This is a genomic window from Desulfitobacterium metallireducens DSM 15288, assembly GCF_000231405.2.
In the GTDB taxonomy this organism is placed as follows: Bacteria; Bacillota; Desulfitobacteriia; order Desulfitobacteriales; family Desulfitobacteriaceae; genus Desulfitobacterium_A; species Desulfitobacterium_A metallireducens.
The window spans coordinates 2,164,859-2,177,400 of record NZ_CP007032.1 but is presented as its reverse complement, the minus strand read 5'-3'; the positions used below and the strand labels follow the sequence as shown (position 1 = coordinate 2,177,400).

Genomic DNA, 12,542 nt, shown 5'->3' with positions numbered 1-12,542 from the left:
ATCTGGTGATTATGCCGGAGGGGTTCCACCCGTTCCCATCTCGAACACGGAAGTTAAGACCTCCAGGGCCGATGATACTTGGACCGCAGGGTCCTGGGAAAGTAGGTCGTCGCCAGGTAAGCAAAGTGAAGAGACTGTCGTAAGATGGTCTCTTTGCTTTTTACTGCGTAAAAACGTACCCCGTGTACAAGCATGAATGATTTTCTTGGGTTAGTCCCACCTGTACGCCTGAGCCGATCAGTAATTCTATGTGCTGTACAGCTTGGTCGAAAACGATCGAGTACATATCATTTTCGTAACTCGAACACGGAAGTTCGAGTTACCATCCAGGGCTGATGATACTTGGACCGCGAAAACCATCCAGTGAATGGTTTTCGCGGTCAGCGCCATGGCCCTAGAAGGATTCTAAGAGGCGCGACCTACCTGGGAAAGTAGGTCGGCGCCAGGTATGCAAAAGCGGAGAGACTACGTTGAATGACGTGGTTTCTCCGCTTTTTATAGCATGATTCTTTAGGGGCGATTTGACCCGTACAGCTCACTGGCGATAGTATTCCATTATGATTTATGTGTTTTTGCACGAACAAGAGATACTATCTTTCTTTTTCGAAACTCGATCACGGAAGTTTGACTAATTGTATAGGGCTGATCAGTAAAAGTCATAGTATATTTTTACTAGTCAGCACCATATTAATATAGTTATAGTTGCCTTATAGCTACAAATAATAAATATAGCCTTTATTTTATAAGAAAAGATTTGGGTGATTCGTTATGTATATTGCCCTGAGGTTTACGCTGCGACTTATGAATTTATCGTTCAAAATCGAATGACTTATACTTGACAGGAATTAAATTTTTTAAGTAAAATCATATTCCTTGACATTCCAGTAATGAGGATAGAGAAAGTAAATTTGATCTTAATTTCGAGGACTGAACGATAATGGGGTCATTATTACTTAGATACTTCTACGGGTCGGTTAGAAATGATAAATTTGAGCTGATTCACCCATTTCATACCCCATTGCACTGAGATTCCAATGGTTAACGAAAAGATAAGAGTGCCAACTCCTATAGGACCACCTAAGATATAGCCTAAGATGACTACCATAATCTCAATTCCTGAGCGTACCTGTGCAATACTTAAATGAGTTTTTTGATTAAGACCTAACATCAAAGCATCTCTTGGACCAGCTCCAGCATCGGTATGTAAATAAACTGCTGTTCCGATTCCTGTAGTTAAAATTCCGATTATCAAATATACAAGACTTAAGATGTAGCTTGTTGGTATTTCTAAGAGATGACTCGACATTAGTTCGTCTAACATAAGTCCGAAGATATAGATATTAAGAAAGGTCCCGATTCGCGGTTTTATCCCCATAAAAGAAGTCGGGATCAGAATTAACAGTCCAACTATAATTCCAATTGTACCCAACCCTAGGTACGGAAAGTATTTGGAAATACCAAGATGAAAAACATCCCAAGGGCTGACCCCAAGATTTTGAGCATTGATTAGAAAATAGTTACCTATACATGTTATAAATATTCCGCTAAAAAAATATAAATACTTAACTAGAAACGTCTTCACGTTACACCTCGCCGTTAAAATAGGACAACTCTGTATATAGAACTATAAACCGATTGTTATTATAGCATAAAATATAATGAAATTATGCTAGTAACTTTAAGTATTTGTACCCATATAAATTCTAGTTCGTAAGTAATTAGCAATAAACCAAACTATCAACGTTAAAAATACTTCCAGGCTATATATGCAAACAGATATACTATTTTACAATAGGCTATATTGGAGAATTGCGAGCTTTTCATATTTAGAGACATAAAGTAAGAAAATTTATACTAACTCACTAAATAGAGGAAGGTGGAATTGTGGATATTAAAGATGAACAAATTTTATACCCGTGCTTACCGAAACGAGGCTCAAATAATTCATAAGAGAAGAGACTCAGGGTCAATCGTCTGAGGCGCCTCAGAAGGTCTAAATTGTTCCTATTTTCCCTGTAGCAGTTATTACTGCTCTTGCAGTAACACAAACAGCAAATACGTTATTAGTTAAAGAAAATATGATTCAGACGCACTAAAGAAAGAGAACTGGCTATCTTGTTGCAGCGTAGCTATATCTCTTGTGTTTTGATCGCGAAGTAAATTCTTTATAGAGTGGAATAGTTCAAGAAGAGTAGAAATTTGTTTCATTACGCAGCCTATTTAATTTACTCTCTAAAAAACTTTCTTGCATTCTAAAAAAGTATTTGACAACTCAGGCTTGTCCATGTAATATAGTTATTGCGCTAACGGCCCGTTGGTCAAGCGGCTTAAGACACCGCCCTTTCACGGCGGCTACACGGGTTCGAATCCCGTACGGGTCACCAAATTCCGGGCGATTAGCTCAGCTGGGAGAGCGCCTGCCTTACAAGCAGGATGTCGGCGGTTCGATCCCGTCATCGCCCACCAAATACACTGGCCCCGTGGTGTAGTGGTTTAACATGCCTGCCTGTCACGCAGGAGATCGTCGGTTCAAATCCGATCGGGGTCGCCATTTTAATTTCATATGAAAAACGTGGGTAGGTGGCCGAGCGGTTAAAGGCGGCAGACTGTAAATCTGTTCCGTAAGGTACGATGGTTCGAATCCATCCCTGCCCACCACTAAACATCGCGGGATGGAGCAGCGGTAGCTCGTCGGGCTCATAACCCGAAGGTCGTCGGTTCAAATCCGGCTCCCGCAACCAAAGGTATCAAGTCATCAGAAAAGGAAGACTGATATAAATATGATGATGGGGTGTCGCCAAGCGGTAAGGCACCAGACTTTGACTCTGGCATTCGTAGGTTCGAATCCTGCCACCCCAGCCATTTTATGAGCCATTAGCTCAGTCGGTAGAGCACCTGACTTTTAATCAGGGTGTCCCGCGTTCGAGTCGCGGATGGCTCACCAATTCTATTGCGGGTGTAACTCAGTGGTAGAGTGTCACCTTGCCAAGGTGAAAGTCGCGAGTCCGAATCTCGTCACCCGCTCCAAAAAATATGCGCTCGTGGCTCAGCTGGATAGAGCGTCTGACTACGAATCAGAAGGCCGGGGGTTCGAATCCCTCCGAGCGCACCATTTAAAACTTTGTTGATCCTTAAAAAAGTTAAGTTGCCGTTGTAGCTCAGTTGGTAGAGCGTATCCTTGGTAAGGATAAGGTCACCGGTTCAATCCCGGTCAATGGCTCCATAGTGCGGGAGTGGCGGAATTGGCAGACGCGCACGTTTGAGGGGCGTGTGGTTAACACCGTACGGGTTCAAGTCCCGTCTTCCGCACCAAAAAAATAATATTGCGGAGAAGTACTCAAGAGGTTGAAGAGGACGGTTTGCTAAACCGTTAGAGTGGGTAACTGCTGCGAGGGTTCGAATCCCTCCTTCTCCGCCAGTCAAATACATTGATATATTCCTCGATAGCTCAATGGTGGAGCAACCGGCTGTTAACCGGTAGGTTGTAGGTTCGAGTCCTACTCGGGGAGCCATGGCAGGGTAGCCAAGTGGTCTAAGGCAAGTGGTTCATACCCGCTCATCCGAGGGTTCAAATCCCTCCCCTGCTACCATACACCTTGCGGGTGTAGCTCAGTGGTAGAGCGCTAGCCTTCCAAGCTAGTTATGTGAGTTCGATTCTCATCACCCGCTCCATACATAAAAAGCACCGCGCTGATTTTCAGTGCGGTTTTGTTTTATAGAATTTCATTGGATATGCTTGTTATATTACTAGCAATCCATTTGAGGATAGATTAAGACAGAACAGATCAAAAAGATTTTTGTTACTCGAGCAGATTATATGATTTTCTTCGATGGACTAAATAGTTTGAGAGTATTATACTCATTTCGAAATATCGTTAGCAGGGAATAACGGCACTTCAGAGCGTCTGAAATAATAATCTCTGAATAGGTGAGAATATAGAGATGTGTGAATCTCCACTAGAGAAAATAGATGCTGAAATAGAGCGTAAAAAATGACATAAAAATACGAAATGTGTTGACATCTAAGTCGAATTCAGATATACTAACAAATGTTCTCGCGAAAATGGCCCGTTGGTCAAGCGGCTTAAGACACCGCCCTTTCACGGCGGCTACACGGGTTCGAATCCCGTACGGGTCACCAAATTCCGGGCGATTAGCTCAGCTGGGAGAGCGCCTGCCTTACAAGCAGGATGTCGGCGGTTCGATCCCGTCATCGCCCACCAAATACACTGGCCCCGTGGTGTAGTGGTTTAACATGCCTGCCTGTCACGCAGGAGATCGTCGGTTCAAATCCGATCGGGGTCGCCATTTTAATTTCATATGAAAAACGTGGGTAGGTGGCCGAGCGGTTAAAGGCGGCAGACTGTAAATCTGTTCCGTAAGGTACGATGGTTCGAATCCATCCCTGCCCACCACTAAACATCGCGGGATGGAGCAGCGGTAGCTCGTCGGGCTCATAACCCGAAGGTCGTCGGTTCAAATCCGGCTCCCGCAACCAAAGGTATCAAGTCATCAGAAAAGGAAGACTGATATAAATATGATGATGGGGTGTCGCCAAGCGGTAAGGCACCAGACTTTGACTCTGGCATTCGTAGGTTCGAATCCTGCCACCCCAGCCATTTTATGAGCCATTAGCTCAGTCGGTAGAGCACCTGACTTTTAATCAGGGTGTCCCGCGTTCGAGTCGCGGATGGCTCACCAATTCTATTGCGGGTGTAACTCAGTGGTAGAGTGTCACCTTGCCAAGGTGAAAGTCGCGAGTCCGAATCTCGTCACCCGCTCCAAAAAATAATGCGCTCGTGGCTCAGCTGGATAGAGCGTCTGACTACGAATCAGAAGGCCGGGGGTTCGAATCCCTCCGAGCGCACCATTTAAAACTTTGTTGATCCTTAAAAAGTTAAGTTGCCGTTGTAGCTCAGTTGGTAGAGCGTATCCTTGGTAAGGATAAGGTCACCGGTTCAATCCCGGTCAATGGCTCCATAGTGCGGGAGTGGCGGAATTGGCAGACGCGCACGTTTGAGGGGCGTGTGGTTAACACCGTACGGGTTCAAGTCCCGTCTTCCGCACCAAAAAAATAATATTGCGGAGAAGTACTCAAGAGGTTGAAGAGGACGGTTTGCTAAACCGTTAGAGTGGGTAACTGCTGCGAGGGTTCGAATCCCTCCTTCTCCGCCAGTCAAATACATTGATATATTCCTCGATAGCTCAATGGTGGAGCAACCGGCTGTTAACCGGTAGGTTGTAGGTTCGAGTCCTACTCGGGGAGCCATGGCAGGGTAGCCAAGTGGTCTAAGGCAAGTGGTTCATACCCGCTCATCCGAGGGTTCAAATCCCTCCCCTGCTACCATACACCTTGCGGGTGTAGCTCAGTGGTAGAGCGCTAGCCTTCCAAGCTAGTTATGTGAGTTCGATTCTCATCACCCGCTCCATACATAAAAAGCACCGCGCTGATTTTCAGTGCGGTTTAAATTGCGGGTGTAGCTCAGTGGTAGAGCGCTAGCCTTCCAAGCTAGTTATGTGAGTTCGATTCTCATCACCCGCTCCAAATATAAAAAATAACCGCACTGAACTTCAGTGCGGTTTCTCTGTGTATATTATTTATAAAACAAAGTATCTAATAGCGTTATATTTGGATAGTTATTTAACTTTGTCTCGTGTTTGAATGAGTACGCATTGGCTATAAACTAACTCTAAGCCTTGATCGTCGCCATCTTTTATGGCAGTGTCGCTTTCACTACCGGGTTGCATCCAAATTCTTCGAATTCCTAGCTTTGCACATTCATTAATAATTTGTTCTGTTGCCTTGGGGGGTACAACAACACTGACAGCATCTGGGACAAGTGGAAGTGAGCTAAGATTAGGATAACAGGTATCCCCATCAATTTGATCTAATTTTGGGTTGACCGCGTAAACCTTATATCCAGCTTTTTTGAGCTGAAGATAAACTTTGGTTCCATATTTTTCTGGATTATCAGATACTCCGATGACTGCCCAATTTTCTTGTTGAAGAAATTCTTTCATATCTCCTTGCATTTAAACCCCTCCTATAATGTGAAATGACTTCTTTATCTAAGGCATATTTTACCTGAGTTCAGGGAACTTAGCAAATGGAGAAGTGCGATTTCGTGCATGACTATATAAAAAACAATATTCGACAAAATTTCCTATAGATATAGCGTTTCACCTTGAAGTAAAATGGATAATATGAGTTCAAGGAAGGGAAGTGGTATTACGGAGGAGTATTCTATTACGTGTTTACTTCAGTTCATAGAAGAGATGCGGAGGGAACTAAATCATCTAGGCGTGGAAAAGCCACTTACTGACCCTGAAGTAGTAAGATTAAGCCAAAGATTAGATATATTACTTAATCAATATCAGAATCAACAGTATGAACAGAGTTATAAGACTATAGGGGCATAACCATAGATGATTCTGTAGTCAATTAAAAATTTACCGAAGAGAATAGAGTGAAAGTCTCCAAAATGGTCTGTATTATAATTGATGGCTATCAAATTAGTCAGAGAACGAGCAAACATGGATAAATCTTCTCGCTAGAATTGTGTTATGTATAGATTCAGTAGATTGAAAAGGAATTTTAGCTTGACACTCTCAGTCTATTTGGTATAATAAATAACGTTAAATGCGGAAGTGGCTCAGTGGTAGAGCATTGGCTTCCCAAGCCGAGGGCCGCGGGTTCGAATCCCGTCTTCCGCTCCATACGTAATATGAGCACTGCAGTGATATGCAGTGCTATTTATTTACCTCATTCTATCTTGCATTGACCAAATTAACGTTAATCCCACCGCGTGATTCCGAACGAATTGAAAAACAATGAGAACAAAATCTACAGTAACGGTTACGACACAGAGGAGAGTCACAAATGTAGGATTGGGTGCAAGTCAGATGATGAAGACAGTTGTTGAAAGCCCGACCATAGGAACCGTCCTTTTAATAATTGATAATTTCTCACTTCCTTGGAAATGGAAGTGCAATCTTTGTTAAGTTCCCTTCCGATCGCTTTAAATGAGCAGGAATCCTTAAGCATGTGTTCAAGGGATATTCTTTCACTCAGGATAAAATGTTTAAACTTAGACATAATGAGCCTCCTGCCTCCAGGCAGGATTACTGCTTGAGAACGGGCTAGATAAGAGTATAATAATTTGCAGAACAATTTGCAGAACAATTTGCAGAACAATTTGCAGAACAATTTGCAGAACAATTTGCAGAACAATTTGCAGAACAATTTGCAGAACTTAAAGCCACCCTTTTATTTGTAAAACTAACTTCCACATCTAGAGGGAGTAGGGGTGGAACTAAGTTTTTCAATAAGACAAAATTTGATGATAATCGTCATGTGAATTTATGTATTGACACTTATAAAGCCCTATGGTATTCTAATTGAGCGCTAAGGGACAGCCGTTCCGAAGCCGGCAGAAATGCTGGTAAGTGCATGGGGGCTTAGAAATGACACTTGACTCGGTAGAGAGAAAATGTTAATCTAAGAATCCACGCTGATGGGCTTCAAATGAAGTTCAGAAGCGAAAAGGCACTTGACTCGAGAGAGTCAATCTGCTAAAATAAATAACTGTCGCGAGTGATTGCGACGACAAAGATTGGTCTTTGAAAACTAAACAACAAGGAACAGCCAAGTGACTCGTTAAAGAGTTTGAGATGAATTTGAGCAATCAAATTTTCTTCATAAATTTTATGGAGAGTTTGATCCTGGCTCAGGACGAACGCTGGCGGCGTGCCTAACACATGCAAGTCGAACGGAGAACTCAATAAGCTTGCTTAGCGAGTTTTTAGTGGCGGACGGGTGAGTAACGCGTGGGTAACCTACCCATTAAATCGGGACAACCCTTGGAAACGAGGGCTAATACCGGATACGTTTAACTGATGGCATCATCGGTTAAAGAAAGATGGCCTCTGAACATGCTATCGATAATGGATGGACCCGCGTCTGATTAGCTAGTTGGTGGGGTAAAGGCCTACCAAGGCGACGATCAGTAGCCGGCCTGAGAGGGTGAACGGCCACACTGGGACTGAGACACGGCCCAGACTCCTACGGGAGGCAGCAGTGGGGAATCTTCCGCAATGGACGAAAGTCTGACGGAGCAACGCCGCGTGTATGATGAAGGCCTTCGGGTTGTAAAGTACTGTTTTCAGGGACGAACGGTAGATATGCAAATAGTGTATTTACATGACGGTACCTGAGGAGGAAGCCCCGGCTAACTACGTGCCAGCAGCCGCGGTAATACGTAGGGGGCAAGCGTTGTCCGGAATCATTGGGCGTAAAGGGCGCGTAGGCGGATAATTAAGTCTGGTGTGAAAACTTGGGGCTCAACCCCAAGCCTGCATCGGAAACTGGTTATCTTGAGGACAGGAGAGGAAAGTGGAATTCCACGTGTAGCGGTGAAATGCGTAGAGATGTGGAGGAACACCAGTGGCGAAGGCGACTTTCTGGACTGTAACTGACGCTGAGGCGCGAAAGCGTGGGGAGCAAACAGGATTAGATACCCTGGTAGTCCACGCCGTAAACGATGAGTGCTAGGTGTAGAGGGTATCGACCCCTTCTGTGCCGCAGTTAACACAATAAGCACTCCGCCTGGGGAGTACGGCCGCAAGGTTGAAACTCAAAGGAATTGACGGGGGCCCGCACAAGCGGTGGAGCATGTGGTTTAATTCGACGCAACGCGAAGAACCTTACCAAGGCTTGACATCCTACGAATTCTTAGGAAACTAAGGAGTGCCCTTCGGGGAACGTAGAGACAGGTGGTGCATGGTTGTCGTCAGCTCGTGTCGTGAGATGTTGGGTTAAGTCCCGCAACGAGCGCAACCCCTATGTTTAGTTGCTAACGAGTAAGGTCGAGCACTCTAGACAGACTGCCGGTGATAAACCGGAGGAAGGTGGGGATGACGTCAAATCATCATGCCCCTTATGTCTTGGGCTACACACGTGCTACAATGGCCGGTACAGACGGAAGCGAAGCCGCGAGGTGGAGCAAATCCGAGAAAGCCGGTCTCAGTTCGGATTGTTCTCTGCAACTCGAGAACATGAAGTTGGAATCGCTAGTAATCGCAGGTCAGCATACTGCGGTGAATACGTTCCCGGGCCTTGTACACACCGCCCGTCACACCACGAAAGTCTGCAACACCCGAAGCCGGTGAGGTAACCCGAAAGGGAGCTAGCCGTCGAAGGTGGGGCCGATGATTGGGGTGAAGTCGTAACAAGGTAGCCGTATCGGAAGGTGCGGCTGGATCACCTCCTTTCTAAGGAGACATGTTAGCTTAAGATTTTAAGTTAACTAATCCTATGGTCGATCCTCAATCGAGGAAGAAACTCTTTGGAGAAACGGAATCGATTGAAGGGTAGAGTCGAAAGACTCAAAAGCCGAAAAGGCAAAAGCGCAGAGCAATCTGCGAGGCTGTAAAGAAGCGTAAGCTTTCCTTTGTTGTTTAGTTTTGAGAGACCAGAAATGGCTTCTCTAAATTTTTTGTCCAATCCAGAGAATAAACCCTCAGAATTGGCCCAAAAAATGGTGTTCTTTGAAAACTGCACAGAGAAAATAGTTTTTCAAAAGTCAAAGGATTCATATAAAACCTGAAGTGGCGAAAAGATTTAGGTCAAGCTACTAAGGGCGTACGGTGGATGCCTAGGCGCTAAGAGTCGAAGAAGGGCGCGGTTAACAGCGAAATGCCACGGGGAGCAGTAAGCATGCATTGATCCGTGGATACCCGAATGGGGCAACCCCATTGGAGTTATATCCAATGATCTTTAACTGAATAGATAGGTTAAAGAGGACAACCCGGGGAACTGAAACATCTAAGTACCCGGAGGAAGAGAAAGAATAATCGATTCCCTGAGTAGCGGCGAGCGAAACGGGAAGAGCCCAAACCAAGCTCTTCGGAGCTTGGGGTTGTAGGACCCTCTATTAAGCATTAATTCTTAGCTGAAGAAATCTGGAAAGATTCAGCAAAGAAGGTAACACTCCTGTAAGCGAAAAGAAGAAATGCTGTGAGGGTATCCTGAGTACCGCGGGACACGAGAAACCCCGTGGGAAACCGGGAGGACCACCTCCCAAGGCTAAATACTCCTTAGCGACCGATAGTGAACCAGTACCGTGAGGGAAAGGTGAAAAGCACCCCGGGAGGGGAGTGAAAAAGAACCTGAAACCGTACGCTTACAAGCAGTCAAAGCACCCTTGAGGTGTGATGGCGTGCCTTTTGTAGAATGAACCGGCGAGTTACGGTATGTAGCGAGGTTAAAGCGAGAAGCTGGAGCCGAAGCGAAAGCGAGTCTGAAAAGGGCGACAAGTTACATGCTGTAGACCCGAAACCGTGTGATCTACCCATGGTCAGGGTGAAGGTGGGGTAAAACCTACTGGAGGCCCGAACTCACTGTCGTTGAAAAGGCAAGGGATGAACTGTGGGTAGGGGTGAAATGCCAATCGAACACGGAGATAGCTGGTTCTCCCCGAAATAGCTTTAGGGCTAGCCTCAATTGATGATTCTTGGCGGTAAAGCACTGAATAGGCTAGGGGCCTTACCGGGTTACCGAACCTTATCAAACTCTGAATGCCAAGAATTTAGATTGGGAGTCAGACTGTGGGGGATAAGCTTCATAGTCAAAAGGGAAACAGCCCAGACCATCAGCTAAGGTCCCAAAGTATACGCTAAGTGGAAAAGGATGTGGAATTGCACAGACAACCAGGATGTTGGCTCAGAAGCAGCCACCATTTAAAGAGTGCGTAATAGCTCACTGGTCGAGTGGTTCTGCGCCGAAAATGTAACGGGGCTCAAGCGTATCACCGAAGCTATGGCTTTACAGTTTACTGTAAGGGGTAGGGGAGCGTTCCAAGGTCAGCGAAGTTCAACTGGAAGGTTGGGTGGAGAGCTTGGAAGTGAGAATGCCGGTATGAGTATGCGAAAAGGTGAGTGAGAATCTCACCCGCCGAAAATCTAAGGTTTCCTGGGGAAGGCTCGTCCGCCCAGGGTCAGTCGGGACCTAAGCCGAGGCCGAAAGGCGTAGGTGATGGACAACTGGTGGATATTCCAGTACCTCTCTTAAACGTTATTAGCGATGGGGTGACACAGAAGGATAGGTTAAGCGTGCCGTTGGTTGAGCACGCCCAAGCCCGTAGGGTGTGAGGCAGGTAAATCCGTCTTACGCGTTGCCTGAAAGGTAATGGGGAGCGAAAATAAGTAGCGAAGTAACCGACTCCAAGCTGTCAAGAAAAGCCTCTAGTGAGTGAGAGAGAGCCCGTACCGCAAACCGACACAGGTAGATAAGGAGAGAATCCTAAGGCGCGCGAGAAAACCCTCGTTAAGGAACTCGGCAAAATAGCCCCGTAACTTCGGGAGAAGGGGCGCTCTTCGCAAGAAGAGCCGCAGAGAAATGGTCCAGGCGACTGTTTAACAAAAACACAGGTTCCTGCCAATCTGAAAAGAGAAGTATAGGAGCTGACGCCTGCCCGGTGCTGGAAGGTTAAGAGGAGAGGTTAGCCGCAAGGCGAAGCTTTGAATTGAAGCCCCAGTAAACGGCGGCCGTAACTATAACGGTCCTAAGGTAGCGAAATTCCTTGTCAGGTAAGTTCTGACCCGCACGAAAGGCGTAACGATCTGGACACTGTCTCAACGAGGGACTCGGCGAAATTGTAATACCCGTGAAGATGCGGGTTACCTGCGACAGGACAGAAAGACCCCATGGAGCTTTACTGTAGCTTGACATTGGATTTTGGTATAAAATGTACAGGATAGGTGGGAGACTAAGAAGCTAGGGCGCCAGCCTTGGTGGAGTCGCCGGTGGGATACCACTCTTTTTGTACTGAAATTCTAACTTAGACCCCTGAATCGGGGTTGAGGACCGTGTCAGGTGGGCAGTTTGACTGGGGCGGTCGCCTCCTAAAGAGTAACGGAGGCGCCCAAAGGTTCCCTCAGCGCGGATGGAAATCGCGCGAAGAGTGTAAAGGCAAAAGGGAGCTTGACTGCGAGACCAACAAGTCGAGCAGGGACGAAAGTCGGGCTTAGTGATCCGGTGGTACCGAGTGGAAGGGCCATCGCTCAACGGATAAAAGCTACCCTGGGGATAACAGGCTTATCTCCCCCAAGAGTCCATATCGACGGGGAGGTTTGGCACCTCGATGTCGGCTCATCGCATCCTGGGGCTGTAGTAGGTCCCAAGGGTTGGGCTGTTCGCCCATTAAAGCGGTACGTGAGCTGGGTTCAGAACGTCGTGAGACAGTTCGGTCCCTATCCGTCGCAGGCGCAGGAAATTTGAGGGGAGCTGACCCTAGTACGAGAGGACCGGGTTGGACGGATCACTGGTGTACCAGTTGTCTCGCCAGAGGCATAGCTGGGTAGCTATATCCGGATCGGATAAGCGCTGAAAGCATCTAAGCGCGAAACCGACCTCAAGATGAGATTTCCCACAGCACAAGCTGGTAAGACCCCTGAAAGATGATCAGGTAGATAGGCCCAATGTGGAAGCGCGGTGACGTGTGGAGCTGACGGGTACTAATCGGTCGAGGGCTTGACCTAATGAC

4 protein-coding genes, 32 tRNA genes and 3 rRNA genes are annotated in these 12,542 nt (G+C 46.3%); 36 read left to right on the top strand and 3 right to left on the bottom strand.

Annotation, left to right across the window (positions count from 1 at the left end; genetic code table 11):
• Position 1 precedes the first annotated feature (1 nt).
• Positions 2-118 (top strand): 5S ribosomal RNA (rrf, locus tag DESME_RS10665).
• An 831-nt stretch (positions 119-949) separates the two neighbouring features.
• Here rrf and DESME_RS10660 read toward each other — a convergent pair.
• Positions 950-1,582, bottom strand: coding sequence for a YczE/YyaS/YitT family protein (locus tag DESME_RS10660; protein WP_006718858.1), 633 nt, complete (start codon positions 1,580-1,582; stop codon positions 950-952).
• 726 nt (positions 1,583-2,308) lie between these two features.
• Here DESME_RS10660 and DESME_RS10655 point away from each other — a divergent pair.
• The 31 genes from DESME_RS10655 (at position 2,309) to DESME_RS10505 (ending at position 5,545) form a co-directional block, all read left to right on the top strand.
• A tRNA-Glu gene (locus DESME_RS10655) sits at positions 2,309-2,384 on the top strand.
• A 6-nt stretch (positions 2,385-2,390) separates the two neighbouring features.
• Positions 2,391-2,466: transfer RNA gene (locus DESME_RS10650), tRNA-Val, on the top strand.
• 8 nt (positions 2,467-2,474) lie between these two features.
• Positions 2,475-2,551, top strand: a tRNA-Asp gene (locus DESME_RS10645).
• A 23-nt stretch (positions 2,552-2,574) separates the two neighbouring features.
• Positions 2,575-2,658: transfer RNA gene (locus DESME_RS10640), tRNA-Tyr, on the top strand.
• An 8-nt stretch (positions 2,659-2,666) separates the two neighbouring features.
• Positions 2,667-2,741: transfer RNA gene (locus DESME_RS10635), tRNA-Met, on the top strand.
• 46 nt (positions 2,742-2,787) lie between these two features.
• Positions 2,788-2,862: transfer RNA gene (locus DESME_RS10630), tRNA-Gln, on the top strand.
• 6 nt (positions 2,863-2,868) lie between these two features.
• Positions 2,869-2,944: transfer RNA gene (locus DESME_RS10625), tRNA-Lys, on the top strand.
• An 8-nt stretch (positions 2,945-2,952) separates the two neighbouring features.
• Positions 2,953-3,027: transfer RNA gene (locus DESME_RS10620), tRNA-Gly, on the top strand.
• An 8-nt stretch (positions 3,028-3,035) separates the two neighbouring features.
• A tRNA-Arg gene (locus tag DESME_RS10615) sits at positions 3,036-3,112 on the top strand.
• Positions 3,113-3,147: 35 nt separating this feature from the next.
• Positions 3,148-3,223 (top strand) — tRNA-Thr (locus DESME_RS10610).
• 4 nt (positions 3,224-3,227) lie between these two features.
• Positions 3,228-3,312 (top strand) — tRNA-Leu (locus DESME_RS10605).
• A gap of 15 nt (positions 3,313-3,327) precedes the next feature.
• Positions 3,328-3,418: transfer RNA gene (locus tag DESME_RS10600), tRNA-Ser, on the top strand.
• A 19-nt stretch (positions 3,419-3,437) separates the two neighbouring features.
• Positions 3,438-3,512: transfer RNA gene (locus DESME_RS10595), tRNA-Asn, on the top strand.
• 1 nt (position 3,513) lies between these two features.
• Positions 3,514-3,590: transfer RNA gene (locus tag DESME_RS10590), tRNA-Ile, on the top strand.
• An 8-nt stretch (positions 3,591-3,598) separates the two neighbouring features.
• A tRNA-Gly gene (locus DESME_RS10585) sits at positions 3,599-3,672 on the top strand.
• Positions 3,673-4,065: 393 nt separating this feature from the next.
• A tRNA-Glu gene (locus tag DESME_RS10580) sits at positions 4,066-4,141 on the top strand.
• A gap of 6 nt (positions 4,142-4,147) precedes the next feature.
• Positions 4,148-4,223, top strand: a tRNA-Val gene (locus DESME_RS10575).
• Between the two features lie 8 nt (positions 4,224-4,231).
• A tRNA-Asp gene (locus DESME_RS10570) sits at positions 4,232-4,308 on the top strand.
• A gap of 23 nt (positions 4,309-4,331) precedes the next feature.
• A tRNA-Tyr gene (locus DESME_RS10565) sits at positions 4,332-4,415 on the top strand.
• Between the two features lie 8 nt (positions 4,416-4,423).
• Positions 4,424-4,498 (top strand) — tRNA-Met (locus tag DESME_RS10560).
• Positions 4,499-4,544: 46 nt separating this feature from the next.
• A tRNA-Gln gene (locus tag DESME_RS10555) sits at positions 4,545-4,619 on the top strand.
• 6 nt (positions 4,620-4,625) lie between these two features.
• Positions 4,626-4,701: transfer RNA gene (locus DESME_RS10550), tRNA-Lys, on the top strand.
• An 8-nt stretch (positions 4,702-4,709) separates the two neighbouring features.
• Positions 4,710-4,784: transfer RNA gene (locus tag DESME_RS10545), tRNA-Gly, on the top strand.
• Positions 4,785-4,793: 9 nt separating this feature from the next.
• Positions 4,794-4,870, top strand: a tRNA-Arg gene (locus DESME_RS10540).
• A 34-nt stretch (positions 4,871-4,904) separates the two neighbouring features.
• A tRNA-Thr gene (locus DESME_RS10535) sits at positions 4,905-4,980 on the top strand.
• A gap of 4 nt (positions 4,981-4,984) precedes the next feature.
• Positions 4,985-5,069 (top strand) — tRNA-Leu (locus DESME_RS10530).
• Positions 5,070-5,084: 15 nt separating this feature from the next.
• A tRNA-Ser gene (locus DESME_RS10525) sits at positions 5,085-5,175 on the top strand.
• 19 nt (positions 5,176-5,194) lie between these two features.
• Positions 5,195-5,269: transfer RNA gene (locus tag DESME_RS10520), tRNA-Asn, on the top strand.
• A gap of 1 nt (position 5,270) precedes the next feature.
• Positions 5,271-5,347 (top strand) — tRNA-Ile (locus DESME_RS10515).
• 8 nt (positions 5,348-5,355) lie between these two features.
• A tRNA-Gly gene (locus DESME_RS10510) sits at positions 5,356-5,429 on the top strand.
• A gap of 42 nt (positions 5,430-5,471) precedes the next feature.
• A tRNA-Gly gene (locus tag DESME_RS10505) sits at positions 5,472-5,545 on the top strand.
• A 92-nt stretch (positions 5,546-5,637) separates the two neighbouring features.
• On the opposite strand, the gene DESME_RS10500 is transcribed toward DESME_RS10505, so the two are convergent.
• Positions 5,638-6,033 (bottom strand): CoA-binding protein, encoded by a 396-nt coding sequence (locus DESME_RS10500; RefSeq protein WP_006719173.1) that lies wholly within the window; start codon positions 6,031-6,033, stop codon positions 5,638-5,640.
• Positions 6,034-6,204: 171 nt separating this feature from the next.
• Here DESME_RS10500 and DESME_RS15420 point away from each other — a divergent pair, with 171 nt between their 5' ends.
• Positions 6,205-6,420, top strand: a complete 216-nt coding sequence (locus DESME_RS15420; protein ID WP_025248770.1) for an aspartyl-phosphate phosphatase Spo0E family protein — start codon at positions 6,205-6,207, stop codon at positions 6,418-6,420.
• Between the two features lie 222 nt (positions 6,421-6,642).
• Positions 6,643-6,717 (top strand) — tRNA-Gly (locus tag DESME_RS10490).
• Positions 6,718-6,874: 157 nt separating this feature from the next.
• Here the strand turns inward: DESME_RS10490 and DESME_RS10485 are convergent.
• Complete coding sequence (locus tag DESME_RS10485) at positions 6,875-7,045, bottom strand: helix-turn-helix domain-containing protein (protein ID WP_242837455.1); 171 nt, start codon at positions 7,043-7,045, stop codon at positions 6,875-6,877.
• Positions 7,046-7,704: 659 nt separating this feature from the next.
• Between DESME_RS10485 and DESME_RS10480 the strand changes: the two genes are divergently transcribed.
• Positions 7,705-9,270 (top strand): 16S ribosomal RNA (locus tag DESME_RS10480).
• 352 nt (positions 9,271-9,622) lie between these two features.
• Positions 9,623-12,537 (top strand): 23S ribosomal RNA (locus DESME_RS10475).
• The 16S and 23S rRNA genes sit together here, the layout of an rRNA operon.
• Positions 12,538-12,542 lie beyond the last annotated feature (5 nt).

Excerpts from the sequence above, each read along its gene's own strand:
- DESME_RS15420 (WP_025248770.1), top strand. The coding sequence starts at position 6,205 with ATGAGTTCAAGGAAGGGAAGTGGTATTACGGAGGAGTATTCTATTACG.
- DESME_RS10500 (WP_006719173.1), bottom strand. The coding sequence starts at position 6,033 with ATGCAAGGAGATATGAAAGAATTTCTTCAACAAGAAAATTGGGCAGTC.
- DESME_RS10485 (WP_242837455.1), bottom strand. The coding sequence starts at position 7,045 with ATGCTTAAGGATTCCTGCTCATTTAAAGCGATCGGAAGGGAACTTAAC.